19 protein-coding genes are annotated in these 25,398 nt (G+C 71.3%); 13 read left to right on the top strand and 6 right to left on the bottom strand.

The window, feature by feature from the left end:
• Window positions 1–85 precede the first annotated feature (85 nt).
• Window positions 86–925, bottom strand: coding sequence for a polysaccharide deacetylase family protein (locus ACFVIU_RS28970; RefSeq protein WP_385846088.1), 840 nt, complete (start codon window positions 923–925; stop codon window positions 86–88).
• Window positions 926–1,114: 189 nt separating this feature from the next.
• On the opposite strand from ACFVIU_RS28970, the gene ACFVIU_RS28975 reads away from it, so the two are divergent.
• Complete coding sequence (locus ACFVIU_RS28975) at window positions 1,115–2,599, top strand: MFS transporter (RefSeq protein ID WP_385846089.1); 1,485 nt, start codon at window positions 1,115–1,117, stop codon at window positions 2,597–2,599.
• Here the strand turns inward: ACFVIU_RS28975 and lysX are convergent.
• Window positions 2,535–5,819: a bifunctional lysylphosphatidylglycerol synthetase/lysine--tRNA ligase LysX gene (gene lysX, locus ACFVIU_RS28980; RefSeq protein WP_385846091.1), complete on the bottom strand. Its 3,285-nt coding sequence runs from the start codon at window positions 5,817–5,819 to the stop codon at window positions 2,535–2,537. The two genes, ACFVIU_RS28975 and lysX, sit on opposite strands and share 65 nt — an antisense overlap.
• Before the next feature lie 89 nt (window positions 5,820–5,908).
• On the opposite strand from lysX, the gene ACFVIU_RS28985 reads away from it, so the two are divergent.
• On the top strand, window positions 5,909–6,364 hold the full coding sequence (locus ACFVIU_RS28985; RefSeq protein ID WP_385846092.1) for a universal stress protein: 456 nt from the start codon (window positions 5,909–5,911) through the stop codon (window positions 6,362–6,364).
• A gap of 687 nt (window positions 6,365–7,051) precedes the next feature.
• The gene (locus ACFVIU_RS28990) at window positions 7,052–8,476 is read left to right on the top strand and encodes an amino acid permease (protein WP_385846094.1); all 1,425 of its coding nucleotides are present in this window, start codon (window positions 7,052–7,054) and stop codon (window positions 8,474–8,476) included.
• A 28-nt stretch (window positions 8,477–8,504) separates the two neighbouring features.
• Here the strand turns inward: ACFVIU_RS28990 and ACFVIU_RS28995 are convergent, their stop codons facing one another.
• A complete protein-coding gene (locus ACFVIU_RS28995) occupies window positions 8,505–9,656 on the bottom strand; it encodes a CapA family protein (protein ID WP_385846095.1) in 1,152 nt (383 codons plus the stop codon).
• 293 nt (window positions 9,657–9,949) lie between these two features.
• On the opposite strand from ACFVIU_RS28995, the gene ACFVIU_RS29000 reads away from it, so the two are divergent.
• The 3 genes from ACFVIU_RS29000 to ACFVIU_RS29010 all read left to right on the top strand — a co-directional run bounded on the left by ACFVIU_RS29000 (window position 9,950) and on the right by ACFVIU_RS29010 (window position 12,090).
• Window positions 9,950–10,498 carry a sigma-70 family RNA polymerase sigma factor gene (locus tag ACFVIU_RS29000; protein WP_385846096.1) on the top strand — a complete coding sequence of 183 codons (549 nt, stop codon included), beginning with the start codon at window positions 9,950–9,952 and terminating at the stop codon, window positions 10,496–10,498.
• 144 nt (window positions 10,499–10,642) lie between these two features.
• Window positions 10,643–11,158: a hypothetical protein gene (locus ACFVIU_RS29005; RefSeq protein WP_385846097.1), complete on the top strand. Its 516-nt coding sequence runs from the start codon at window positions 10,643–10,645 to the stop codon at window positions 11,156–11,158.
• Between the two features lie 278 nt (window positions 11,159–11,436).
• A complete protein-coding gene (locus ACFVIU_RS29010; RefSeq protein WP_385846099.1) occupies window positions 11,437–12,090 on the top strand; it encodes a zf-HC2 domain-containing protein in 654 nt (217 codons plus the stop codon).
• 21 nt (window positions 12,091–12,111) lie between these two features.
• On the opposite strand, the gene ACFVIU_RS29015 is transcribed toward ACFVIU_RS29010, so the two are convergent.
• Window positions 12,112–12,975, bottom strand: coding sequence for an Fpg/Nei family DNA glycosylase (locus tag ACFVIU_RS29015; RefSeq protein WP_385846100.1), 864 nt, complete (start codon window positions 12,973–12,975; stop codon window positions 12,112–12,114).
• Window positions 12,976–13,017: 42 nt separating this feature from the next.
• Entirely contained in the window at window positions 13,018–15,102 is a 2,085-nt protein-coding gene (locus ACFVIU_RS29020; RefSeq protein ID WP_385846101.1) for a SpoIIE family protein phosphatase, read from the bottom strand.
• Between the two features lie 187 nt (window positions 15,103–15,289).
• Here ACFVIU_RS29020 and ACFVIU_RS29025 point away from each other — a divergent pair, with 187 nt between their 5' ends.
• A complete protein-coding gene (locus ACFVIU_RS29025; RefSeq protein ID WP_385846102.1) occupies window positions 15,290–16,711 on the top strand; it encodes a lipase maturation factor family protein in 1,422 nt (473 codons plus the stop codon).
• Between the two features lie 29 nt (window positions 16,712–16,740).
• On the opposite strand, the gene ACFVIU_RS29030 is transcribed toward ACFVIU_RS29025, so the two are convergent.
• Window positions 16,741–18,579 carry a glycoside hydrolase family 15 protein gene (locus tag ACFVIU_RS29030; RefSeq protein ID WP_385846104.1) on the bottom strand — a complete coding sequence of 613 codons (1,839 nt, stop codon included), beginning with the start codon at window positions 18,577–18,579 and terminating at the stop codon, window positions 16,741–16,743.
• Between the two features lie 531 nt (window positions 18,580–19,110).
• Here ACFVIU_RS29030 and ACFVIU_RS29035 point away from each other — a divergent pair.
• The 6 genes from ACFVIU_RS29035 to ACFVIU_RS29060 are packed head-to-tail and all read left to right on the top strand — an operon-like array spanning window position 19,111 to window position 25,393.
• Window positions 19,111–21,012 carry a GMC family oxidoreductase gene (locus ACFVIU_RS29035; protein ID WP_385846105.1) on the top strand — a complete coding sequence of 634 codons (1,902 nt, stop codon included), beginning with the start codon at window positions 19,111–19,113 and terminating at the stop codon, window positions 21,010–21,012.
• The gene (locus tag ACFVIU_RS29040) at window positions 21,009–22,121 is read left to right on the top strand and encodes a ferritin-like protein (RefSeq protein ID WP_385846106.1); all 1,113 of its coding nucleotides are present in this window, start codon (window positions 21,009–21,011) and stop codon (window positions 22,119–22,121) included. The genes ACFVIU_RS29035 and ACFVIU_RS29040 overlap by 4 nt, the downstream gene beginning before the upstream one ends.
• The gene (locus tag ACFVIU_RS29045; RefSeq protein WP_385846107.1) at window positions 22,118–22,642 is read left to right on the top strand and encodes a hypothetical protein; all 525 of its coding nucleotides are present in this window, start codon (window positions 22,118–22,120) and stop codon (window positions 22,640–22,642) included. Before ACFVIU_RS29040 ends, ACFVIU_RS29045 begins: the two co-directional genes overlap by 4 nt.
• A complete protein-coding gene (gene iolE / locus ACFVIU_RS29050; protein WP_385846109.1) occupies window positions 22,639–23,553 on the top strand; it encodes a myo-inosose-2 dehydratase in 915 nt (304 codons plus the stop codon). The genes ACFVIU_RS29045 and iolE overlap by 4 nt, the downstream gene beginning before the upstream one ends.
• 2 nt (window positions 23,554–23,555) lie before the next feature.
• Window positions 23,556–24,548, top strand: a complete 993-nt coding sequence (locus ACFVIU_RS29055) for a sugar phosphate isomerase/epimerase family protein (protein WP_385846110.1) — start codon at window positions 23,556–23,558, stop codon at window positions 24,546–24,548.
• Between the two features lie 53 nt (window positions 24,549–24,601).
• A complete protein-coding gene (locus ACFVIU_RS29060; protein WP_385846111.1) occupies window positions 24,602–25,393 on the top strand; it encodes an MBL fold metallo-hydrolase in 792 nt (263 codons plus the stop codon).
• The last annotated feature ends 5 nt before the right edge of the window (window positions 25,394–25,398 follow it).

A 25,398-nucleotide genomic window follows, 5' to 3' on the forward strand; every position in this document is an offset into this window, starting at 1 on the left:
CGCCGCGGGGTGTTGGGGGGGGGGGGCCCGGGGGGTGGGGGGGGGGGGGGGGGGGCCCCCCCCCCCCCCGGGGAGGGTCAGCAGGTCATACGCGTCTGCGCGGCACGGTGAGGTGATAGCCGTTGTCGAGCAGATAGGGCAGGTACTCGCGGATCGCGCGGACACTCTGCGAGCGGTCGCCCCCGGCGTCGTGGGAGAGCACCACGACACCGGGGGCGGCGCCGCTCTCCACCCGGTCGACGATCGTGCTCGTGCCCGGGGTCATCCAGTCCGTGGTGTCGACGGTCCAGGCCATCGGCTCCATGCCCATCTCGGCGCCCAGCTGGAAGGCGGCGCGGTTCCAGGCGCCGTAGGGGGCGCGGAACCACTGCGGGCGTTCGCCGTAGGCGTCCTCGATGATGTCGCTGGTGCTCTCCATCTCGGAGCGGATCTCGCGGCGGTTGAGGGTGGTCAGCAGCGGGTGGGTCCAGGTGTGGTTGCCCACGACATGGCCCTCGTCGGCCATCCGGGCCACCAGCTCCTTGTTGTCGACGACGCACTCGCCGCACAGGAAGAACATGGCGCGGACGTCGTACCGGGCGAGGGTGTCCAGGATGTGCGGGGTGTAGTCCGGGTGGGGACCGTCGTCGAAGGTCAGCATCATGTGCCGGCCGCGCCCGGAGATGCGCAGGATGGGCTCGTTGCGCACCTTGAGCCTGCGGGGTGCGGTGGGCGGCGGGCCGTAGCCGGTGAGCGGCTGGAGCCGGAAGGCGGAGGACTTGAGGGCCTGGCGGGCCTGTGGTCCGGCGACGGGGGCGGGAGCGGAGGCGGGGGCGGTCTCCTCGCCGCCGGCCGCGAGGACGGCTCCGGCGGTTCCCGCGGCTCCCAGGGCGGCCGCACCGGCGAGGAGCATCCGGCGTCGTGTGAACAACTGATCCTTCTGCATGACTCATCAGTCGCCCGGCGAACCTCCGGGCCACCACAACGGCACCGGTGCGGCGGGGGGAAAGCACCCGGTCGGAGCAGTCCCGCGGCGGTGTGGAACCCGGTGGGGGGTTCTGATAGTCATTCAGTCCGCGGAATTTCCGGAGACTGCCGGGACGGCCGGCAACGGGCAGGGGGGCGAGGGAAGTTGGTGCAGGGGGGAGCGGACGGGCCGCGGCGCAGCGGTCCGGCGGTGGTGCTGCTGGGCGCGGCCCAGGTGCTGGTCGTCTTCGACACCACGGTGTTCACGATGGGGCTGCCCCGGATCATGTACCGGTCGGGGCTGGACTTCACCGGACTGGTCTGGCTGCTGACCGTGTACAGCGTGTGCTTCGCCGCGCTGCCGGTGCTCGCGACGGCGCTCGGCCGGGCGTTCGGGCAGCGGCGGGTGCTGATGGCCGGGCTGGCGCTGTCCAGCGCGGCCGCGGTGGTGCCGGCGGTGACGGCGGACGCCACGCTGCTGCTGGCCTCGCGGGCGGTGCAGGGGATCGCGGCGGCGGTCATCACGGCCGGTGCGCTGGCCCTGATCGACGCCACGCATGCCGAGGGGCCGGGCCGGGACCGGGCGCTGAACGTGCACTTCGCGGTGGTCGCCGGTGCCGGGCCGGCCGTGCTGCTGCCGACGCTGATGCTGCTGGACCTCACCCGGCCCCCGGAGACGGTGTTCTGGGTGCAGGCCGCGGCCGGACTGCTGCTCCTGCTGCTGACCCCGTTCACGCTCGGCGAGTCCGAGCCCGTGCCGGATGCCGCCGGACGGGTGGGCCGGGCGGCGCTGGCCGTCGTACCGCTGGGTTTCCTGGCGTGGTTCACGGACTGGCTGGGGAACCACAGCACGTCCGCGACCACGGTCATCGCCGTCGCGGTGGCCGGTGCGCTGGTGCCGTCCGCGCTGGGCTGGTTCGGCCGGCGCGAGCAGATGCCCGAGCTGCTCGCCCGGCTGGGCCGGGAGCGGGCCGCGTTCGGCGCGTACACGGTGGTGGTGCTGCTGGCGTCCGGGCTGGCCGGTTTCATGTTCGCGCTCACGCTCGCCCTCCAGGAGATCGGCGGGCTGTCGCCGATGCAGGTCGGCTGGACGATGCTGTCGACCGTCGCCGGTCTGGTGCTGGGCTGTCTGGTGCTGCCCCGGCTGGCCGGGGCGGCCGGGATCGGGCCGACGGTGGCCGGGGCGTGCGGTGTGGCGGCCGCCGGGTTTCTGCTGCTGACGCTGGAGGACTCGTTCGGGGCCGGCGATGTGCTGCTGCCGCTGCTGCTGGTCGGCTTCGGCTGCGGGGTGCTGGCCCTGCCGGCGGCGTTCGCGCGGTCCGGCAGCGGTGCGCTGCCGCAGGGGCTCAACGCGTCCCGGCAGCTGGGCGCCGGTCTGGGCGTGTCGCTGTTCGACGGGATCTTCACCGCGGCGCAGCAGAAGATGCCCTCGGGCGGGACGGTCGCGTTCAAGGACTACAAGAGGTACTTCCTCGGCGCGGTCCGGGACGGCTTCGTCCTCGGGGTGGCCCTGGCGCTGACCGCCGCCGTGATCGCGCTGCTGACGCTGTCCCGGCGGTCCCTCCCGGAGCCCGCCGGGGACCCGGGGGTCAGCGGCGGCGCACCAACGGGAACGGCAGGGTCTCCCGGATCGTCAGCCCCGTCAGGAACATGACGAGCCGGTCGACGCCGATGCCGAGGCCGCCCGTCGGCGGCATCGCGTACTCCAGGGCCTGGAGGAAGTCCTCGTCCAGCTCCATCGCCTCGGGGTCGCCGCCCGCGGCCAGCAGGGACTGCTCGGTGAGACGGCGGCGCTGTTCGACGGGGTCGGTCAGCTCCGAGTAGGCGGTGCCGAGTTCGGTGCCGAAGGCGACCAGGTCCCAGCGTTCGGCGAGCCGCGGGTCGGTGCGGTGCTGCCGGGTGAGCGGGGAGACGTCGGTCGGGAAGTCCTTGTAGAAGGTGGGCAGCCGGGTGTGCTGTTCGATGAGCCGCTCGTACATCTCCAGCACGACGTCGCCGGGGGTGTCGTCCGCGGTGTACGGCACTCCGGTGCGGTCGCACAGTCGGTGCAGCCTCAGCAGTTCGGTGCCGGGGCCGATCTCCTCGCCCAGCGTCTCGGACAGGGCGCCGTACACGGTCTTGACCTGCCAGGCGCCGGAGATGTCGTACTCCTGGCCGTCCTTGTGGGCCACCGGGGAGCCGAAAGCGGCGGTGGCGGCGGCCTGGACCAGCTCCCGGGTGAGGTCGAGCATGACGTCGTAGTCGGCGTACGCCTGGTAGGCCTCGAGCATCGTGAACTCGGGGTTGTGCTTGTAGGAGACGCCCTCGTTGCGGAAGGTGCGGCCCAGTTCGAAGACCTTCTCCAGGCCGCCGACGCACAGCCGTTTCAGATACAGCTCGGGGGCGATGCGCAGATAGAGGCCGAGGTCGTAGGCGTTGCTGTGGGTGGTGAAGGGCCGGGCGTTGGCGCCGCCGTGCACCTGCTGGAGCATCGGTGTCTCGACCTCCAGGTAGCCGCGGTCGAGGAGGGTCTGACGCAGCGCCTGTACGGCGGCGGAACGGGCGCGGAGCACGGCGCGGGCGTCCGGGCTGGTGATCAGGTCGAGATGACGGCGGCGGACCTTGGTCTCGGGGTCGGTCAGGCCCCGGCGCTTGTCCGGCAGCGGGTGCAGGCACTTGCCGGTGAGCTGCCAGGAGGTGACGAAGAGGGTGGGTTCGCCCCGGTCGCTCGGGCGGGTGCGGCCGCTCGCGGTGATGTGGTCGCCGATGTCGGTGTCGGCGGTGAACCGGTCGAGGGCGGCGGCGCCGGTCGTGTCGCGGGTGAGGGCGATCTGGTGGTCGCCGGACCAGTCGCGCAGCACGGCGAAGACGATGCCGCCGAAGTCACGCACCAGCATGACGCGTCCGGCCACGGTGACGTCCGTGTCCGGGGGCAGGCCGGCCAGGGCGTGGGTGGGGGCGGGGACGCCGACGGGGTAGGGGTCGGTGCCGGTGGCGCGCAGCCGGTCCAGGGTGCGGTGCCGGACGCGGACCTGGTCGGGCAGGCCCGCGTCCGGGGCTGCGGGCCCGGCCTGGTCCCCTCCGTCGAGGCCGAGCGCCGTCAGGGACGGCAGCCCGTGGGTGGTGGCGGGCCGCTGTCCGGTCTTCTTCGGGTGCCCCTTTCCCCAGAGCTTGCGCAGGGACGGTACGGAGACGAAGCCCTCGGCGATCCCGGAGGCGAGGCCGATGCGGGCGAGGGCGCCGGTGTCGCCGTAGCAGAGGAACCGGGGGTACCACTCGGGGTGGTACTTGGCGTTGGAGCGGTACAGGGCCTCCAGTTGCCACCAGCGGGAGAAGAACAGCAGCAGGCGTCGCCAGAGCCTGAGGACCGGTCCGGCGCCGATGCGGGCGCCCTCCTCGAAGACGGACCGGAAGACGGCGAAGTTCAGCGAGATCCGGCGTACGCCCAGTTTGGGGGCGGCGGCGCACAGTTCGGCGACCATGAACTCCATCACCCCGTTGGGTGCGGACCGGTCACGGCGCATCAGGTCCAGGGAGATGCCGTCGCAGCCCCAGGGCACGAAGGAGAGCAGGGCGAGGAGCCGGCCGTCCTCGCCGAGGGCCTCGACGAGCAGGCAGTCGCCGTCGGCGGGGTCGCCGAGCCGGTCCAGGGCCATGGAGAAGCCGCGTTCGGTCTCGGTGTCGCGCCAGGCGTCCGCCTTGTCGACGATCTCCTCCATCTCGCGTTCGGTGAGGGTGGCGTGGCGGCGGATCCGGGTGGTGGCGCCGGTACGGCGGACCCGGTGCACGGCCTGCCGGGTGACCCGCATCTCGCGGCCGTCCAGGTCGAAGTCGGCGACGTGCACGATGGCCTCGTCGCCCAGTTGCAGGGCGCCGAGCCCGGCGCGGGCGTAGGCGCGGGCGCCGTCCTCGGAGGCGCCCATCACGGCGGGCGCCCAGGCGTAGCGGCGGGCCACGTCCAGCCAGGCGGCGATGGCGTGCGGCCAGGCCTCCGTGTCGCCGACGGGGTCGCCGCTGGCGAGGCAGACACCGGCCTCGACACGGTAGGTGACGGCGGCCTTGCCGCTGGGCGAGAAGACGACGGCCTTGTCCCGGCGGGTGGCGAAGTAGCCGAGGGAGTCGCGTGCGCCGTAGGCCCCGAGCAGGGCGCGGATGCGGGCCTCCTCGTCGTCGTGCAGGGCGGCTTCCAGGCGCTGGGAGCGGAACAGGGTGGCGGCGGCGTTGAGCAGGGCGAGCGCGCCGAGCAGGCCGAGGACGAAGGTGACCTGGCGCGGCGGCCGCCCGTCGAAGGAGCTTGCCGAGACGAGTCCGCCGCACACCCGGTCGGCCGCCCAGGCCAGGTGCTGGTCGGCCGGGAGCGTGCCGGGGAACAGCAGGACCAGGCCCCAGCCCAGCAGGATCGCCACGACGAGTCCGCCCAGCAGCACGGTGAGCGCCCGCCACACCGCGCCGCGGCGGGAGGCGGCGTAGAACTCACCGCGGGCCACCACCAGCAGGAGCAGCAGCAGGGCGCACAGCACGAGGGACGGCAGTGACTGCGCGTACAGCCCGAGGGCCATGCCCAGGGCATCGCTGAGGACGAGCAGGCCGAGGTAGACGACGACCAGCCACCAGGCGACCTTCTTGCGGGCCGCGGTGGCCGCGGCCAGCAGGAACAGGAAGACGGCGTAGGCGAGGTTCGCGCTGATCGGGACCAGCAGCAGGTCGAGGGCGTGGACGACGGGGCGGAGCAGCCGGCGCAGCGGCTCGACGATCGCGAGTACGGCGCACAGCAGGCCCAGCGCGGCGAAGAGGGTCCCGAAGGCCTCCGGCACCCAGCCGAGGCGGCCGCCGGCGGCCGGGCGTATCGGGGCCGCGCCGTCCCGCCGTGCGGGGTGCTCCGCGGTGGCAGTCATGGTTCCGACTGTAGGAAGGGGCCGGGCCGCTCGCCCGTCGAGCGGGCCCGGCGGGCGGGGGGAACAGGGGGTTCCGATAGCCTCGGGCCGTGACGGAACAGCATCGGTTCGAGCGGGGCACGGACGGTCCGAAGGTGATTCTGGTCGGGGTGGACGGCTCCGACTCCTCGATGCGGGCGGCCGCCTACGCGAGCGGGCTCGCCCGGCGCCAGCATGCGCTGCTGGCGGTGGTGTACGTGCAGCCGGTACTGGCCGCCGGGACGGCGCTCGGGGTGCCGGTGGTGGACCCGGCCGAGGAGATCGCCGAGGACCTGGTCGCCCAGATCCGGGCGGCGGCCGAGCGGGCCAAGGGGATGTTCGAGGTGCGCTGGGAGTTCCACACCTTCCGCGGCGACCCCTACACCGGCCTGGTGAAGGCGGCCGAGGACCTGAAGGCGGACGCGGTGGTGGTGGGCACCTCGGAACAGGCGGGACACCGGATCATCGGCTCGGTGGCGGTGCGGCTGGTCAAGGCCGGCCGCTGGCCGGTGACGGTGGTGCCGTAGGCACGGGCAGGGCGTCGCGCGGAGGCGGGGTGTGGGGGCGGTGAGCGGCGGGGTGCGGGGCCGGGGGCGGTGATGCCGATTCCGGTGAGCCGGTGGAACCGGTGCCAGGGCAGCGCTCGGGCGTGCCGAGTGCCCGTTGGGCCGTAGGGCCACGCGGCAGCGCGACCGCAGCAGCGGGCGCGGAGGCTGGGAGCCGGGGAGGCACTAAGCGGCGAGGCGCGGGGCCAGGGGGCGCTGAGGCCGATTCCGGTGAGCCGGTGGAACCGATGCCGGGGCAGCGCTCGGGCATGCCGAGTCCCCGTTGGGCCGTAGGGCCACGCGGCAGCGCGACCGCAGCAACGGGCGCGGAGGCTGGGAGCCGGGGGGGCGCTAAGCGGCGAGGCGCGGGGCCAGGGGGCGCTGAGGCCGATTCCGGCGAGCCGGTGGAACCGATGCCGGGGCAGCGCTCGGGCATGCCGAGTCCCCGTTGGGCCGTAGGGCCACGCGGCAGCGCGACCGCAGCAACGGGCACAGGCGCGGGGGCTGGGAGCGGGGGGCGGTGACGTGCGGGGCGGGCTTTCCCGGGCCGCCCGGCAATAGGGCCGGAGGTGGTCCGGGTGTGATGTGCGTGGCGTCTTCCGTAGGGGTGCCGGGTGGGCCATCATGATCCGCCGTCAGCCGTTTGCCGTCGGGGAAGAGGTGAGGCGCATGGACCGGCTCCGCGCGGGTGAGGGGATTCTCCGCCGCAAACCCATCGAGCACATCGAGGAGACCGAGGTCGCCGAGGGCCCCCGGCTGGAGCGGTCGCTCGGGCTGTTGCAGCTGACCGCGATCGGCGTCGGCGGCATCATCGGAGCGGGCATCTTCACGCTGGCCGGCACGGTCGCCAACGGCATCGCCGGGCCCGCGGTGGTGGTGTCCTTCCTCATCGCCGGCCTGGCGAGCGCCTGCGCCGCGCTGTCGTACGCCGAGTTCGCGGGGCTGATCCCGAAGGCGGGGTCGGCGTACACCTACGGCTACGCGGTGCTCGGCGAGTTCGCGGGCTGGTTCATCGGCTGGGACCTGCTGCTGGAGTACACCGCGATCGTGGCGGTGGTGGCGATCGGCATCTCCGGCTACTTCGGCTTCCTGGTCCAGGAGATGGGCGCGAACCTGCCGCAGTGGATGCTGGGCGCGCCGGGGACCGGGAGCGGGCACCGGGTCGATCTGTTCGCGGCCGCGCTGTGCCTGCTGATCGCCTGGCTGCTGAACCTGGGCATCCGCAGCGCGGCCCGCTTCGAGACGGTGGTGGTGGTGCTGAAGGTCCTGGTGGTGCTCCTGGTGATCGGGGTGGGCGTGTTCCACATCGACACCGCGAACTACCACCCGTTCTTCCCGTACGGCATCAGCGGTGCCTTCACCGGTGCGGCGACGGTGTTCTTCGCGGTGTTCGGCTACGACGCGATGTCGACGGCGGCCGAGGAGTCGAAGGACGCCCAGCGGCACATGCCCAAGGCGATCATCTACTCGCTGGCGATCTCGATGGTGCTGTACGTGGCGGCCTGCCTGGTGCTGACCGGCATGCAGAACTACAAGGACATCGACAAGAAGAGCGGCTTCTCCACGGCGTTCAAGTCGGTGGGGCTGGACCGGCTGGCGGACGTGATCGCGGTGGGCGCGATCATCGGCATCCTCACTGTCATGTTCACGTTCATGTTGGGGGTTACTCGTGTCTGGTTCTCCATGTCCCGGGACGGACTGCTCCCCCGCTGGTTCGCCAAGACGCACCCCACCCGGCATGTGCCGACCCGGGTGACCTGGATCGTCGGGGTGGCGTCGGCGGCCATCGCCGGGTTCGTCCCGATCGCCGAGGCGGCCGAACTGACCAACATCGGCATCCTGCTGGCGTTCGTCGTGGTGTGCGCGGCCGTGATCGTGCTGCGCTACCGGCAGCCGGAGCTGCCGCGCACCTTCCGCACGCCGTGGATGCCGGTCGTGCCGGCGCTGGGGGTCGTCTTCTCGATCTGGCTGATCACGTTCCTCCAGTGGCAGACGTGGGTGCGGTTCGCGGTGTGGTTCGTGATCGGGTGCGCGATCTACTTCACCTACTCGTACCGGCGGTCGGCACTGGCCACCCGGCCCCCGGCGGCCTGAGCAACACCGGCACCGGCACCGGCACCGCTCACTCCCCCATGACCAGGCCGTCCTTGGCGGCCCCCCGGCTGAGCACCACGTCCCGGATGCGGTCGCGCACCCCCTCCAGGTCGGCGCCGTCGGCGACGGCCCGGTTGAGGTTCACGACCCGGCCGGCGTCGAGGTCGTACAGCTGCGGCACGAACTCGGCCTTGGCGACCCGCCAGCGGCCGCCGGGGCGCGCGGGCGGGGCGAAGGTGAAGCGGGCGAGGGTGGACTCGTTGCCGCGCGGGTCCTGGACGCCCCGGTCGTTGTACATCTCGCCGGCGATCTGGTCGCCCATGCCGTAGACCACCCAGGTGCCGTTGACCTTCTCGTAGGCCTGCGGGATGTGGGCGTGGGTGCCGAGGATCAGGTCGATGTCCGGGCGGCCGCCGGTGGTGGCGGCGGTGAGCCGCCGGGCGAGGGCGAGCTGCTGACGGTCGGGGTCGTCCTGCCACTCGGTGCCCCAGTGCACGGAGAGGACGACCACGTCGGCGCCGGCCCGTCGGGCGGCACGGGCGTCGGCGATCATCCGCTCCGGGTCGATCAGCCGGACCGCCCAGGGCTCGCCGGGGGGCTGCGGGTTGCCGTTGGTGTCGAAGGTGTACGCCAGATGGGCGACCTTGGCCGGGCCCGCCCGGTAGACGGTGACCGAGCCGGCCTCGGTCTCGGTGCGGGCGGTGCCGGCGTGCTTCAGACCCGCCGCGTCCAGGGCGTCGAGGGTGCGCTCGATGCCGGGGGCGCCGTCGTCCAGGGAGTGGTTGGAGGCGGTGGAGCAGCCGTCGTAGCCGGTGGCGGCGAGGGCCTGGGCGATCTGCGGCGGGGACTTGAAGACCGGGTAGCCGGAGTAGTCGCCGTCGGCGCCGTAGACGGTCTCCATGTGGCACAGCGCCAGATCGGCGCGGGAGACGACGGGTTCGACACCGGAGAGCATGGGCCGGAAGTCGTAGCCGTCGCCTTCGGCGTCGTAGGCGGCACGGTCGATGACGGAGGTGTGCGGCAGCACGTCCCCGGAGGCGACCAGGGTGAAGCCGCGGTCCGCCGCGGGGGCCGGGCGGCCCTGCCCGGCGGACTCCTGGCGCTCCTGGTTCTGACAGGCGGCCGCGGCCGCGAGGACGGCGGTCAGGGCCAGGGCCACCTGCTTTCTGCGTCCGATCATCAGCTCACCCCGGGTCGTCGAACAGGCGTACACGCTGTACGACATAGGTATCGATGTCGCATTTATCGATGTCGTATTTACCGACAAAGGGAGGGCGGGACTGTCAGGGTGAAGCTGACGCACCGGACAAATGACCCGGACGCACTCATCCACCCCCGCCCAGGACCGCCCGGGGCGCCCTGGACCGCTCGTCCGACCGCTCGTCGGACCGTTCGCCGACCCGATCGACCGTCCGGCGCACGGCCGGGCCCGCTCCCTGTCCGTCGCCCGCGGGCCTGCGCTGCGATACGGCCATGACGGCCGGAACCTCACTCCACCCCGGGACGACGACCGCCGAGCACGAGCTGGCCGCGCTCCAGCGCGAGCACGGCGGCCCCCTGTTCGCCCTGCTCCACCGGCTCTGCGACGGCGACCGGCAGCGCGCCGAGGACCTCGTGCAGGAGACTCTGCTGCGGGCCTGGCAGCATCCCGAGGCACTGCACGCCGCGGACTTCGACTCGGTACGGCCCTGGCTGCTGACCGTCGCCCGGCGGCTCGCGATCGACGCCCGGCGGGCCCGGGAGGCGCGCCCCCGCGAGATCGGCGACGCGGTGCCCGAGGACGCGCGGGTCACCGCCGACCACGCCGAGCAGGCCACCGCGGCGCTCGATGTGCGCAGGGCTGTGAAAACGCTCACCCCGGAACACCGTGACGTGCTCGTACTCGTGTACTTCCGCGGGGCGAGTGTGGCGGAAGCGGCGGAAACCCTCGGCATTCCACCGGGTACCGTGAAGTCCCGCGCCTACTACGGGCTGCGCGCTCTGCGCCGGGTCCTGCCCGGTTATGCGACCGACCTGCGGTGAAACCGAAGGCAGCGCAAAGCCTTCGCAAAGCGCCTTGCTGAGGCCCCCGTCGGGGCAATGGGCTGTCCTCATCCACGTTCCGGGCGGGATGGCGGCCCAGGGGGTTCGGACGACGCGCACGCACCGGAGGAAGGGCAGGAAGGGATGCTGCACAGAGGTCACGAGAGCACGGACGGCACCGGTGGCGGGGAACTGGCCGTCCCGATGGCCTGGTTGTACGCCGAGTACATCGCCGACGAACTGCTGCGCACCGGGGATCTGATGCCGCCGGCGTCCTTCGAGTTCCGGGCCGGCCGGGACGCCCTGGCGCTGACCGTCTTCCTGTCCGACACCGACGGGGAGCTGTCCGGCATCCGGGTGATCTCCCAGCTGGAGAAGTGGCTGTCGCTGACCGCCTACGACCAGCCGTGGCAGGACTGGGTGCGCACCCGCATGGCCGAGCTGACCGAGCGGGCGGCCGCCGCCGGCACCGCCTCGCCCGACCTGGCGCTCGCCGACCAGGCCTGGCGCTGGCTGGAGCAGACCGAGCTGCTCGCGCCGGACCTGGACGCGGTGCCGGGCGGCGGGGCACTGACCGGCGAGGAGGAGGGCCCACAGGTATGGACCCCTGCCTGGCGGCTCGGCCTCCCCCTCGGCCACCTGGCGATCCACCTCTTCTGACCCCCTGCACCTTCCACCCCCCGGCTCCCCACCCACCGGTTCTTCAGCCTGCCTCTTACGGCCCGCGATCTTCCGGGCACGCCTCTGACTGCCCGCGCCCTTCCGGCCCGCGCCGACCTCCCTGAGACTTTTTCGGGAAAGCGACCAATCCGCCGGGCCGGCCGCTCCGAATCCTCTGAGCGTGATTCTCGGCCTGGCTTGAGTGATTCGGCTGTCGGCTGCGTACGAATGGGAGCAAGGAGTAACCCCACCCCCACTCACCGGCACGAGGATTCGGCATGAGGTCCCTGGAAAGGCATCGCGACGTCGGCGCATACGCGCTCGGCGTGCTGGACGAGGCGGAGGCCTTCCGCTTCGAGGACCACCTCATGGAGTGCCCCCGGTGCGCGGCGCAGGTGACCGAATTCCGCCCCACCGCACGCCAGTTGTCGCTCTACCGCCGGGCCACGCCGCGCTGGGTGCAGCCCCTGGCGCACCCCGGCCACCGGCTGCTGGAACGACTGCTCGCCGAGCTGACGCACCGGCGCCGGGCGGCGCGCCGCCGGCTGCTGTACGGCCTGGCCGCCTCGGTGGTGCTGGCCGCGGCCGGCTCGGGGATCACGGCCTTCGCCGGCCAGGGGGCGCCGGCCGCTCGGGTCAGCGCGGCGACCGATCCGCACACCGGGGTGTGGGCCGAGGTCACGGCCGCGGACGGGGACTCGGGCAGCCGGCTGCTGCTGCGGGTGAAGGACGGCACCGGACCGCACACCTGCCGACTGGTGGCCGTGGGCCGCGACGGCTCCGAACAGGTCGTCGGCACCTGGCAGGAGTCCGGCCACGGCACCGCCGTCTTCACCGGACTCGGCTCCACCGCCCTGCACCCGGACCAGATCGCCCACTTCGACGTGCGCACCGCCGACGGCCAGCCCCTGGTGACCGTCAAGGCGCCCTGAAGCCTCTGCCGCCCCGCCCGCTCACTTCAGCAGCCGGGACAGCCGCCGGTCCGCGAGCGGCTTGCCGCCCGTCTGGCAGGTGGGGCAGTACTGGAGCGAGGAGTCGCTGAAGGAGACCTCGCGGATGGTGTCGCCGCACACCGGGCAGGGCTCGCCGGTGCGGCCGTGGACACGCAGCCCGCTCTTCTTCTCCGCCTTCAGCCGCCCGGCGGCCGTGCCCCGCGAGCGCTCGACCGCCTCGGTGAGGGTGGTGCGCAGAGCCTCGTACAGCTGGTGGGTCTCCTCGGGGGTGAGGGAGGCGGCGAGCTTGAACGGGGACATCTTCGCCGCGTGCAGGATCTCGTCGCTGTAGGCGTTGCCGACGCCCGCGATCAGGGACTGGTCGCGCAGCGCGCCCTTCAGCTGCCGCCGCTCGTCCGTCAGCAGGGCGGCGAAGCGGGCCTCGTCGAAACCGGCGGCGAGCGGGTCCGGGCCCAGCCGGGCGATACCGGGCACCTCCTGCGGGTCGCGGACCACGTACACCGCGAGGCGCTTCTGGGTGCCGGCCTCGGTCAGGTCGAAGCCCTCGCCGCCGTCCAGCGCCACGCGCAGCGCGAGCGGGCCCTTGCCGGGGCGGGGCGGGGTGTCCGGCAGCCGGTCCTTCCACTGGAGCCAGCCCGCGCGGGCCAGGTGGGTCACCAGGTGCAGCCCGCTGTCCGCGGCGATGTCGAGGAACTTGCCGTACCGGCGTACGGCCGTCACGGTGCCGCCCTCGAGGGCGCCGACCGGTGGGTCGTACGTCTTCAGGACGCTGATCGCGACCGGCAGCACCCGCACCACCCGGCGGCCGGCCAGGTGGTCGGCGAGGAAGTCCGCCAGCGCTTCCACTTCGGGCAGTTCCGGCATACGTCCAGGGTGCCATCCGGTGCCGGCACCGCCAGCCGGGACTCAGCCGCCCGGGACGCGGAACTCGCACCACACCGCCTTGCCGCTGCCGCGCGCCTCCACCCCCCAGCCGTCGGCGAGCATCTCCACCAGGAACAGACCGCGGCCGGAGACGCCGTCCTCGCCCGCCTCGCGGCGGCGCGGCAGGGCGCTGGAGGAGTCCTCCACCTCGATCCGGAGCCTGCGGTCACTGCCGGCCAGCTCCCGCAGGGTGACGATCGCCGAGCCCTCGGTGTGCATCAGCGCATTGGTGACCAGCTCGTCGGCGACCAGCTCGATCTCGTCGGCCCGGTCACCCGCGCCCCACACCCCGACCGCGGCACGGATCATGTGCCGGGCCTGGGTGAGGGCGTCCGGGTCGCCGGGGGCCACATGCTGCTGGAGCCGTCCGCCCGGCCCGGCGGCCTCCGGCTCCTGGCGGTGCAGCAGGAGCAGGGCCACGTCGTCGTCGCCGCCGCGCTCCTCGGCCAGCTGGATCAGCCGGTCGGCCAGGGCGCGCACGTCCTCCGGGCCGGCGCAGATGTGCTCCACGAGACTGCGTACACCGTCGTCCAGGTCGGTGCCGGGCTGTTCGACCAGCCCGTCGGTGCACAGCAGCAGGGTCTGTCCGGGGTCGAGTTCCAGGGTGCCGACCGGGTACTCCAGGCGTCCGAACTCGGCGGACAGGCCGAGCGGCAGCCCGCCGTCGACCTGGATGCGCCGGCAGGTGCCGTCGGTGTCCCGGATGAACGGGTCGATGTGCCCGGCGCGCACCACCTGCACCACTCCGGTGGACAGGTCGGCCTCCGCGTACAGGCAGGTGGCGAAGCGGTCGGTGTCCAGTTCGTGCAGGAAGACGGAGGCGCGGGCCATCACGGTGGCCGGGGTGTGGCCCTCGGCGGCGTAGGCGCGCAGCACGATCCGCAGCTGCCCCATCACGGCGGCCGCGTGGGTGTCATGGCCCTGGACGTCGCCGATGACCGCGCCGACCCGGCCGCCGGGCAGCGGGATGAGGTCGTACCAGTCGCCGCCGATGTCCCGGCCGAGGGTGCCACCGGCGGTGGCGGCGCGGTAGCGGACGGCGATGTCGGCGCCGGGGACGCTGGGGATGGTGCGGGGCAGCATGGCCTGCTGGAGGCCCTGGGCGAGGTCTTTCTCCTGCTCGTAGAGCATGGCCCGCTGGAGGCTCTGCGCGATGCTGCTGCCGAGCGCGACCAGCACCGCGCGCTCTTCGGCGGAGAAGCCGCGCCGGTCGTTGTAGAGCAGCCCGATACCGCCGATCGGGCGAGCCTGGGCGATCAGCGGGAGGTAGGCGGCCGAGGTGATGTGCAGATCGGTGAGGTGCGGCCAGAGGATCGGGTAGTCCTCGGCGAACTCCTCCGGGGACTCGATGAACCGCGGTACGAGGGTGCGGACGACCTCGCTCATCGGATACGGCTCGTCGATCCGGGTGACCTCCGTGCCGGGCACCGAGGCGTAGGCGGGGCCCTCCGCGACGAGCCGGATCCGGCCCGCCTCGACCAGTCCCATCACCAGGCTGGCCGCGCCGACGTTGCGGATGCCGTGGGTGTCCTTGAGGACCTCGATGACGTCCTGGACGGTGCGGGCGTGGGCGAGGGCCGCGGAGATGGCCTGGACGACGTTGGTCTGCTGGCGGAACGCCTCGTCCTGGGCGGTGCGCACGGTGCGGGCCACGCTGTCGGTGAGTTCCTCGGTGGCGTCGCGGACCACGCCGACGACCCGGCGCGGGCGGCCGGTGCCGTCCCGGCGGATGTAGCCCTGGGTGTGGGTCCAGCGCGTGCTGCCGTCCTGGCGGCGGATGCGGAAGTAGGCGCCGTAGTTCTCGCTGCCGTCCTTGATGGCGCGGGCCACCACCGCGTCCAGCCGGGCCAGCTCGGGCTGGGGCACGCGGGCGGTCAGCGACTCGATGCGGCCGTCGAATTCGTCCGGCCGCATGTCGAACACCCGGTGCGCCTGGGCGTCCATGTGGTATTGGCCCGTGTCCAGGTCCCAGTCGAAGGTGCCCATGTGGTTGAGCTCCAGGATCGGGTCCGGATGGGCGGGCCAGTCCTCCGGGAGTGACAGGGCACTCGCTCCCCGATCAGCCATGCGCCCACCTTGCCAGGATTTGGCCGATTCTTCGACCCGGTCGACCGGTTGGGTGCGCGAGACGCCCCATCAGGCCATCTCCGCACCGTCCACTTATCATCACTCTGAGTGATTCCCCACCATGATGGGCATCACTCCCGTCCGGGCGGCAACTCGAAGCACAGGCCATGAGGGAGACGACCGAGGCGTGGACTGGTTCACCGCACCCGACTACTGGCTGACCCGGCTGGTCTTCCAGCGGGCCCTGGCCGGCGTGTACCTGTTCGCGTTCCTGACGGCCGCACGGCAGTTCCGCGCCCTGCTCGGCGAGCGCGGCATGCTGCCGGTCCCCCGGTTCGTGGCGCGGGTGCCCTTCAAGCGGGCTCCGAGCCTGTTCCAGCTGCACTACTCCGACCGGTTCTTCGCGGGGTGCGCCTGGGCCGGCTGCGCGGTCTCGGCGGCCCTGCTGGCCGGTGCGGACTCGCTGCTGCCGCTGTGGGCCGGGATCCTGCTGTGGCTGGTGCCGTGGGCGCTGTATCTGTCGATCGTCAACGTGGGACAGACCTGGTACGCGTTCGGCTGGGAGTCGCTGCTGCTGGAGACGGGCTTCCTCGCCGCGTTCCTCGGCAACGGCACGGTGGCTCCGCCGATCGTCGTGCTGTTCCTGCTGCGCTGGATCCTCTTCCGCGTCGAGTTCGGCGCGGGGCTGATCAAGCTGCGCGGCGACGCGTGCTGGCGCAAGCTGACCTGCCTGGACTACCACCACGAGACGCAGCCCATGCCGGGCCCGCTGAGCTGGTTCTTCCACCATCTGCCGAAGCCGCTGCACCGGGTGGAGGTGGCCGCCAACCACGTCACCCAGTTGGCCGTACCGGTGCTGCTGTTCACCCCGCAGCCGATCGCCTCGGGCGCCGCCGCGCTGATGATCGTCACCCAGCTGTGGCTGGTCCTCTCGGGCAACTTCTCCTGGCTGAACTGGATCACCATCGTGCTCGCGCTGTCCGCGCTGCGGCTCCCGGCGACCGCGCCGCAGGTCCCGGCGGCACCGCTGTGGTACGAGGTGCTGGTGCTCGCCGTCGCCGCGCTGCTGCTCTTCCTCAGCTACCGCCCGGTGGCGAACATGGTCTCCCGGCGCCAGGTGATGAACCGCTCCTTCGACCCGCTGCACCTGGTGAACACCTACGGCGCGTTCGGCAGCGTCAGCCGGGTCCGCTACGAGGTCGTGGTCGAGGGCACGCTGGACGAGGTGCCGCGGGAGGACTCGGACTGGCGGGAGTACGAGTTCCGGGGCAAGCCCGGCGATCCCCGGCGCTGGCCGCGCCAGTTCGCGCCGTACCATCTGCGCCTGGACTGGCTGATGTGGTTCGCGGCACTGTCCCCGGCCTACGCCGGCGACTGGTTCGGCCCCCTGGTGGAACGCCTGCTGGAGAACGACCGCGACACCCTGCGGCTGCTGCGCCGCTCCCCCTTCCCGCCGGACACCCCGCCCCGGCACATCCGCGCCCGCCTCTTCCGCTACCGCTACACCACCTGGCAGCAGCTGCGGCAGACGGGCGCCTGCTGGGAGCGGACGTATGTACGCGAGTACCTTCCGCCGACCCGCTTGGCGGGGGCCGTACGGCAGTCGTAGGCGGGGACAGGGGGGTGGGCGGGACCGGGCTACCGCCGGTCGAGCGCCCTGTCGAGGGTGAGGGCGGCGTCGATGAGGGCGAGATGGGTGAACGCCTGGGGGAAGTTGCCCAGTTGGCGGCCGGTCGGGTCGATCTCCTCCGAGTACAGGCCCAGATGGTTGGCGTACCCCATCATCTTCTCGAACACCAGCCGTGCCATGTCCGTCCGCCCCGCACGGACGAGAGCGTCCACGTACATGAACGTGCACAGCGAGAAGGTGCCCTCCGAGCCGCGCAGTCCGTCGGGCGACGCCTCCGGGTTGTAGCGGTAGACGAGGCTGTCACAGACCAGTTCCCGGTCGATGGCGTCCAGCGTCGAGGCCCACATCGAGTCCTCGGGGCTGACGAACCCGACCGTCGCCATGCGCAGCAGTGAGGAGTCCAGCACCTCACTGCCGTAGTGCTGGATGAAGGCCTGCCGTTCCTCGCTCCACCCCTTCGCCATGACCTGTTCGTAGACGGCGTCCCGCTCGGTCTGCCAGCGTCCGGCCGCCGACGGCCAGCCGTTCGCCTCGGTGAGCCGCAGCGCGCGGTCGAACGCCACCCACGACATGACCCGGCCGTAGGTGAAGTCCTGGCGACCGCCGCGGGTCTCCCAGATCCCCTCCTCCGCCTGGTCCCAGTGGTCGGCGAGCCAGTCCAGGTCCTCCCGGATCGACGTCCATCCCTTGTGCCCGACCTGGATTCCGCGCTGCTGCGCGAAGTAGATGCTGTCCAGGGCCTCGCCGTAGATGTCCAGCTGGAGCTGTGCCGCGGCGCCGTTGCCGATCCGTACCGGCGCGGAGCCCGCATAGCCCTCCCAGTGGTCGAGGATCTGCTCCTCCAGGTCGGACGAGCCGTCGACCTTGTACATGATGTTGAGCGGGCCCGTGGTCCCGCCGCTGCCGGCCCGCTCCTTGACCCGGTCGGCCAGCCAGCGGATGAACGCCCGGGCCTCCTCCGTGAAGCCCAGCCCGAGCAGCGCGTAGACGGAGAAGGAGGCGTCCCGGATCCAGGTGAAGCGGTAGTCCCAGTTGCGCTCGCCGCCCAGTTGCTCCGGGAGAGCCGTCGTCGGGGCGGCCACCACGGCGCCGCTCGGGGCGAACGTCATGAGTTTCAGTGTGATCGCGGAACGGTGCACCATCTCCCGCCAGCGTCCGGTGTAGCGCGACTGCGCCAGCCAGGAGCGCCAGAACGCCACGGTCTCGTCGAAGAGCCGTTGGTATGCGTCCAGGCGGACCTCGGCGGGTGGTCCCTCGGCGCCCGTCTCCAGCACCAGTCCGCGCTGCTGGCCGGCCTGCAACGCCAGCGACAGTTGCAGGTCGGCACCCTGGTCGGTGAGTACGTCGATCAGCCGCTCGTCCTCCGGTTCGCGGATGGGGTGCACGGTGAGCGCCGCGCCGTCCTCCGCGGCGAAGACCGCTCCGTGCTGGGTGATGTGCAGCTCGTGCTTGCTGCGGCCGTAGTCGAACCGCGGGGAGATCTCCACCTGGAAGGTCATGCTGCCGCGCACGCAACGGATCAGACGCACCAGCCGGTGGCGGGAGGTGGCCCGTGTACCGGTCACGGGCATGAAGTCGACCACCTCGCCCGCGCCCGCCTCGGTCATGAACCGGGTCACCAGCACCGCCGTGTCGGGCAGGTACAGCTGCTTGGTCGCATGCGTCCGGTGCACCGGCCGGACCGTGCAGTGCCCGCCGTTCTGCTTGTCCAGCAGCGCCCCGAAGACGCTCGGCGAGTCGAACCGCGGGGAGCAGAACCAGTCGACCGCTCCCTCGGTGGTCACGAGCGCGGCGGTTTGCAGATCGCCGATGAGACCGTGGTTCTCGATCAGCGGGTAACCGTCCATCGGGGCGCCCCCTTCGGTGCCGGCTTCACCTGGACGCACGGCACGGGAATGGACAGTGAGCACCTTCCTTTCCATCAAAGCACTCGGGGGATGACCCGCAACACGGCTGCCCGGCGGGCGCAGGGGCCGTACCCGGTGCATGCCCACGGCTCACGGCTCACGCGGCGATCGTGAGGGTTCCGGCGTATCGTTGGTGACGCGGCAGTGGTCTGCGCGCCAGGCTTTTGCCGGCAGCGACACCGACTCGCAGCTTGATCATCGAACCCCTCGAACCATCTACGGCCTCTACAACTGGGTGCGCGACGGGGCCCTGACGGCCATGGGGGTGGCGAAGGCCGGCATGCGGCGCTGCTTCGAGGAGATCCAGGCCTCGGCCGTCGACGGCATCGAGAAGCCGAACGAGCTCGTGCCCGCCCACTACAAGCTGGCCGCCGAGATCAAGTCGAGCGACAAGGTCCCCGTGGACGACCTGTCCGCCCTGCCGCCACGCCGGTCCCCGGTTGCGCCTGGCAGAGGAGGAGTGACTGCCTCATGTACGCGAAGTTCCCCCAGGGGGCGACGAAGCGCACCGACCCCGAGGCCGCGGCGAACGTCCTCTATGACGCCGTCATCGTCGGCGGCGGGATCTCCGGCTCCCTCATCGCCCTGCGGCTGAGCAACGCCGGCAAGCGGGTGCTGATGCTCGAAGCGGGTCCGGCGGAGGACCTCACCCTGAGGGGATACGAGCGCTATCTCGACCGGTTCTACTCGGCCATCAGCAAGGACAACCAGGCCCCCTACCCGGCCGTACCCAACGCCCCGATGCCCCGTGGCACCGACGCTCGGCCCATCACTCCGGGGGCGCCCGACGCCTCCTCCTACATCGTCCAGAGCGGGCCCTTCGCCACCGACACCACCTACACGCGGGTCCTCGGCGGCACCACCATGCACTGGGAGGGCAAGACGCTGCGCATGCTGCCCGAGGACTTCCGGATGCGCACGCTCTACGGCGAGGGGGCGGACTGGCCGCTCAGCTACGAGGACCTCGCCCCCTACTACAACGAGGCGGAACGCGAGATCGGGGTCTCCGCCGACGTGGCGGACCAGGCGTACCTCGGGATCGCCTTCGACGAGGGCTATGTGTACCCCATGAAGGGGCTGCCCCTGTCCTACCTGGACCGGATGGTCGCCAGGGACGTCGACGGGATGCCTGTCGAACTCGACGGGGAGCACCGGGAGTTGCGGGTCCGGCCGTTCCCGCAGGGCCGGAACGGGATACCGAACCCGGCCTACGACGGCGGGAAGGGCTACATGCCGCGGGGGGCGGTGAGCGCGTACCAGGTCGAGGTCGGCGGGCGGTGCCAGGGCAACAACAACTGCGTGCCCCTCTGCCCGGTGCAGGCCAAGTACAACGCCGGGAAGACGCTCGCACTGGCCCTCCAGAGCGGCCGGGTCGACCTGGTGGCGCAGGCGGTGGCCTACAAGGTGCACATCGACGAGCACACGCGCCGGGTGACCGAGATCGAGTACCGCCGCTATGCGCGGCCCGACAGCCCCGGCTTCACCCCGGCGAGGGCCCGCGGCCGGCTGTACGTCCTCGCCGCCAACGCGGTGGAGAACCCCCGGCTGATGCTGGCCTCGGGACTGCGCGGTTCGAGCGGCCTGATGGGGCGGAACTTCATGGACCACGCCTATCTGCTGGCGTGGGGCCTGCTGCCGAAGGTGGCCGGCACCTTCCGTGGCACGAACTGCACCGGCGGCATCACCGACCTGCGCGGGGGCCGCTTCCGCAGCCGCCAGGCGGCGTTCAGCATCGACATCCACAACGACGGCTGGGGCTGGGCCCGGGGCGCGCCGATGACCGATCTCATCGACCTGGTCGACTCCGCCGGCCGCTACGGCGAGTCCCTCCGCCAGGGCCTGGTGGACCGGGTGTCCCGCCAGCTTCAGCTGGCGTTCATGGTCGAGGTGCCCGCCGACCCGAGCAACCGGGTCACCGTGAGCCCCGACTTCACCGACCAGCTGGGGAACATGCGGCCCGTCCTCAGCTACGGGATCCCCGAGTACACGATGCGGGGGGTGGCGTACGCCCGGCAGCTGTCGAAACGGATCTTCGCCCGGCTCGGCGCCGAGGACCACACCGTGTACGACCCGAACTTCTGGGGCTACACCGTCCACGACGGAGTGGGGTACGAGATCCGCGGGGGCAACCATCTCGCCGGCACCCACCTGATGGGCGCCACCCCAAAGACCTCGGTGGTCGACGCGGACCAGCGGTGCTGGGACCACGAGAACCTGTACCTGGTGGGCGGGGGCAGCATGCCCACCGTGGGCACCTCGAACGTGACGCTCACCGTCGCCGCCCTGTGCCTGCGCAGCGCCCGGGCCATGCTGGCCCAGCTCGACTCCGAGACCGCACCGATCAACGCGACCTCAGGGGAGGTGGCCCGGTGACCGCGTCGACCATCGAGAACCGCGACGACCTGATCAGCTACCTGAACGCGGCGATGGCGCTGGAACACGCGACCATCCCCCCGTACCTGACCGCGTACTACTCCATCCGCTCGACCACCAACTCCGACGCCGCCCACATCATCCGGGTGGCCGCGGTGGAGGAGATGCTGCACCTGACCCTCGTCGCCAACGTGCTGAACGCCATCGGAGGGAGCCCCGACCTGACCCGTCCCGGCTTCGTACCGTCGTATCCGGCCTATCTGCCGGACGGCGAGGACGACTTCACCGTCGATCTGCGGCCGTTCTCCCGGGAGGCGGTGGAGACGTTCTGCAAGATCGAGCGACCGGGCAAGGCCCCCAGTGCCGACGCACGGCTGCTGAGGACACCGGCCGGCGCGACTCCGCTCCTCATCTCCAGTCCCACGGCCGAGGGGCTGCGCTTCTACAGCATCGGCGAGTTCTACGAGGAGATCATCGAGGGGATCGAAAGGGTGGCGGCCGACGACCCCAAGCTCTTCTGCGGGGACCCGGCCCTCCAGGTGGGGCCCGAGTACTTCTACTCGGGCGGCGGGGTGATGATCGTCGTCTCCGACCTCGACTCGGCCCAGCGGGCGCTGCGTTTCATCGCCGCCCAGGGCGAGGGCCTCGATGCGGGCATGTACGACGCGGACGGGGAGCTGGCCCACTACTACCGGTTCCGGCAGCTGCTCCTCGAGCGCTACTACCAGGTCGGCGACCACCCCGATGAACCGTCGGGGCCCGCGCTGAGCATCGACTGGGACGATGTGTACCGGGTGAAGGTGAGCACCCGGCTGACCGACTACCCGGCGGGATCGGAGCTGGCCCGTGTCGCCCGGGACTTCAACGCCGACTACGGGGCCTTCCTCGCCCTGCTGACCAAGGCGCTCAACGGGCAGCCGGACCTCCTGGAGGAGGCCGTCTGCGAGATGTTCCGTCTGCGGGACGGGTTCAACCGGCTGGTGCGCACTCCCCTGCCGGGCAGCGGCGGTCTGCACGCCGCTCCCACCTTCGAGATTCCGGCCCCGGCCGGGCCCGATCCGCAGGGCCCGGCGGGTGCCGGCGGGACCGTCGAGGGGGTGACGAGATGACCGCCCCGTCGTTCGAGGAGTTCCTCTGCCTGTCGGTCGACCTCACCGCCTTCGAGGAGACCGATCTGCTGGGCACCGGCATGGCCCACACCTATCTGGCGAAAGTGCGGGCCGCCTGCGGCGACGAGATCGTCACCGCCCTGCTGGAAGCGCACCGGGCGGCCCGGGCCGAGGCAGCGGGTGACGCCGGAGACCGTGCCCGGACCCCGCTCGACCGGGATGCGTTCGACGTGGCCCTGCGCCACCGCGTCTTCAGCGACGACCGGCTCGGCCCGGTGGCCCGCAATGTGATCAAGCTCTGGTACGCCGGGATGTGGTACGCGCTGCCGCCCGAGTGGGTCGACCGCCACGGGGCCCACACCGCGGCCCGCACCTCCACGGTCACCGCCGCCTCCTATCAGGAAGGGCTGCTGTGGCGGGCCATCGGGGCCAATCCCCCCGGTGCCAAGGCACCCGGATACGGCTCCTGGGCCCAGCCGCCCCGTATCCCGGAGCGCTACCTGAAAGGGGCGACAGGATGAGGGATCCGGCCGACCGCCTCAGCCCGGACACGGTGAAGCTCGGCGTCTGCTGCACCTTGTGGTGGAACGACGACTTCCCCGGCATCGACGCCGGTATCCCCTTCGGCCAGGCCGTGAGCGAGATGGCGCTCGCCGGCTTCGAGGGATGCAGTATCGGGCACAAGTACCCGACGGACGCCGCGGAGCTCAAGGCCGCTCTCGATCTGCGCGGCCTGCGGGTCTCCGAGCCCTGGACGAGCACGTACTTCACCATCAGCAGGATGCGGCGGAAGACGATCGCCGCCTTCGAGGAGACGCTGGCCCATATCAGGGCACTGGGGGGGACCGAGCTGGTCGTGGCCGAGTTCGGCGCCTCGTCGCATCTGCTTCCGGTGGACGTGTTCGCCAACCGCCCGGTCTTCACCGACGCCCAGTGGGACGACCTGACGTCGGGCCTGGACGAGCTGGGCAAGATCGCTAGCTCGGCCGGGATGAGGCTCAGCTATCACCACCACATGGGCACCGGCGTCATGACCCGGGCCGACATTGACCGGCTGATGGAATCGACCGACCCGCACCTGGTCCATCTGCTGCTCGACACCGGACACGCGGCCTTCGCCGGCGACGACCCGCTGCTGGTGGCCCGGGCCCACGCCGACCGCATCGGCCACGTCCACCTGAAGAGCATCCGGCCCGAGGTCGTGAAACGGGTGCGCGACGAGGGCCTTTCCTTCCAGGAGGCCATCGCGCTCGGCGTCTTCACCGTGCCCGGAGACGGCGCGATCGACTTCCGGCCCATCCTCGACGTGCTGGCCGCAGCGCACTACCAGGGGTGGCTGGTGGTGGAGGCGGAGCAGGATCCGAACAAGGCCGTTCCGCTCGAGTACGCCAAGAAGGCCCGCGCCTACCTCACCGACGTTCTGGGCTGGTGACGATGAACGCGAAACGACGAGACGTGTTCTTCAGCTTCTTCATGTTCACGGCCGACCTGCGGCCGCTGGACGCACGGTACACGCGCACCCTGGTCGATCACCTGGACGCCCTGACCGCCATGGGCTACGACGGCTTCGACGTGCATATCGCCGCACAGCCCCCGAACGTCGTGCACAAGCTCGAGGTCGACAGCTACATCCGCCTCAGGAAGGCCTTCGACCAGGCCGGGTTCGGCGGGGTCAGGTTCACCACCAATGTGGGGACCACGCGGACCTTCGACCCGACGTCGCCGTACGAGGAGCAGCGCAGGCAGGCTCTGTCCTACCTGAAGTCACGCGTCGACATCACGAGCGTCCTGGGCGGCGGCTCGATCATGTCCGGGCCGTTCCTCTACCCCTACGGGGTCTTTCCGGTCACCGACACCGATGAGCCGATCTGGAGCGACGCCCTGCAAGACTGGATGAAGCCGCGCTACGACGCGGCGCGTTCCGTCTTCGAAGAGCTGGTGGAATACGCCACCGCGCAACAGGTGAAGCTCGCCGTCGAACCCGTCAAGAGCTGGGAGACACCGCCACCCAACATGGTCTCGGAGGCACTGGACTTCCTCGAGGGCCTGGAGCACCCGCAGGGCGGCGTGACGTTCGACACCGCGCAGCTCGTGATGGAGAGCCGGGGTCCGTCGGTCTTCAAGGAGAACGTCAGGCGAGCCGTGGAACAGCAGCGGCTCTACTACGTCCATATCTCTGCCCCCGACCGGGGCGCGGTGAAGGACAGCTGGATCCCTTGGGACACCGTCCTGAACGAGATCGAGCCGGTGTATCAGGGGCCGTACCTGATCGAAGTGTTCAACGCGATCCCGCCGTTCGACCGCTCCATGCGCATGGCACGCCGGCGGTTCTGGCGACCGGGCGAGGACGACCCGGTGCCCGGCAGGGACAGCGCCTACGACGTCGCAGAGGCCGCGTTGGAGGAGCTGCGCTCGCGGATCCCATAGCCTCCGGGAGGTTTCGCATGCCGGGTCAGCTGTCAGATCCCATCGTCATGGTCGTGAAGCAGACGGGCGATGTCCGTATTCACACGTTCGTCGCGTCCTTCGCGTACAGCAATATCGCGAATGCCACGCACATCATAGAAACCAAGAACCAGCTGGTCCTCATCGACGGACAGTTCCTCGTCCCCTATGCGAGAGCGTTCCGGGACTACGCGGACAGCCTGGGAAAGCCGATCGAGCGGCTGTACCTCTCCCACCGGCACCCCGACCACTGGTTCGGTCTGGGGACCGCGTTCACCGACATCACGGTCTACGCGCTGTCCGAAACCATGGCCTTCATCCACGACCATGGGGAGGAGTCGAGAAGCGACCACTGGAAACTCGGTGACCTCGCCCCGGAGCGCATAGTCGTGCCGAAAGAAGTCGCCCGTCCCGGTGCGGAGACGATCGACGGGGTCAGGTATGTCCTCGACCGGGTGACGGATACCGAGATCGACTACCACCTCACCGTGGAACTCCCCGACCTGGGCGTGTTCTTCGCTCAGGACCTGGTCTACAGCGGCACCCATCTTTATCTGACGAAACACATGGACCACTGGATTCGGGTGCTGCAAGGAATCCTGGCGTCGGACTGCGAGTTGATCATGCCGGGCCACGGCCTGCCCGCCGACAAGAACGAGGTCGCCCGCAACATCGAGTACCTCGCTGCCGCACAACAGGCCATCGGCAACGGGCTGGGGGACGACGCCTTCAAGGAATTCCTGCTGCAACGGTATCCGGAGCGGAAGTGCCCGGGAATCTTCGACATCTACATGCCCCGGCTGTTCGGCGGCGCGAGCGACTACTGACCACG

The organism is Streptomyces sp. NPDC127190 (assembly GCF_042672505.1).
Taxonomy (GTDB): Bacteria; Actinomycetota; Actinomycetes; order Streptomycetales; family Streptomycetaceae; genus Streptomyces.

Bases quoted from the DNA above. Each gene is read 5' to 3' on its own strand.
- ACFVIU_RS28970 (WP_385846088.1), bottom strand. From the start codon at position 925: ATGCAGAAGGATCAGTTGTTCACACGACGCCGGATGCTCCTCGCCGGT.
- lysX (WP_385846091.1), bottom strand. From the start codon at position 5,819: ATGACTGCCACCGCGGAGCACCCCGCACGGCGGGACGGCGCGGCCCCG.
- ACFVIU_RS28990 (WP_385846094.1), top strand. From the start codon at position 7,052: ATGGACCGGCTCCGCGCGGGTGAGGGGATTCTCCGCCGCAAACCCATC.
- ACFVIU_RS28995 (WP_385846095.1), bottom strand. From the start codon at position 9,656: ATGATCGGACGCAGAAAGCAGGTGGCCCTGGCCCTGACCGCCGTCCTC.
- ACFVIU_RS29000 (WP_385846096.1), top strand. From the start codon at position 9,950: ATGACGGCCGGAACCTCACTCCACCCCGGGACGACGACCGCCGAGCAC.
- ACFVIU_RS29005 (WP_385846097.1), top strand. From the start codon at position 10,643: ATGCTGCACAGAGGTCACGAGAGCACGGACGGCACCGGTGGCGGGGAA.
- ACFVIU_RS29010 (WP_385846099.1), top strand. From the start codon at position 11,437: ATGAGGTCCCTGGAAAGGCATCGCGACGTCGGCGCATACGCGCTCGGC.
- ACFVIU_RS29015 (WP_385846100.1), bottom strand. From the start codon at position 12,975: ATGCCGGAACTGCCCGAAGTGGAAGCGCTGGCGGACTTCCTCGCCGAC.
- ACFVIU_RS29020 (WP_385846101.1), bottom strand. From the start codon at position 15,102: ATGGCTGATCGGGGAGCGAGTGCCCTGTCACTCCCGGAGGACTGGCCC.
- ACFVIU_RS29030 (WP_385846104.1), bottom strand. From the start codon at position 18,579: ATGGACGGTTACCCGCTGATCGAGAACCACGGTCTCATCGGCGATCTG.
- ACFVIU_RS29035 (WP_385846105.1), top strand. From the start codon at position 19,111: ATGTACGCGAAGTTCCCCCAGGGGGCGACGAAGCGCACCGACCCCGAG.
- ACFVIU_RS29045 (WP_385846107.1), top strand. From the start codon at position 22,118: ATGACCGCCCCGTCGTTCGAGGAGTTCCTCTGCCTGTCGGTCGACCTC.
- iolE (WP_385846109.1), top strand. From the start codon at position 22,639: ATGAGGGATCCGGCCGACCGCCTCAGCCCGGACACGGTGAAGCTCGGC.
- ACFVIU_RS29055 (WP_385846110.1), top strand. From the start codon at position 23,556: ATGAACGCGAAACGACGAGACGTGTTCTTCAGCTTCTTCATGTTCACG.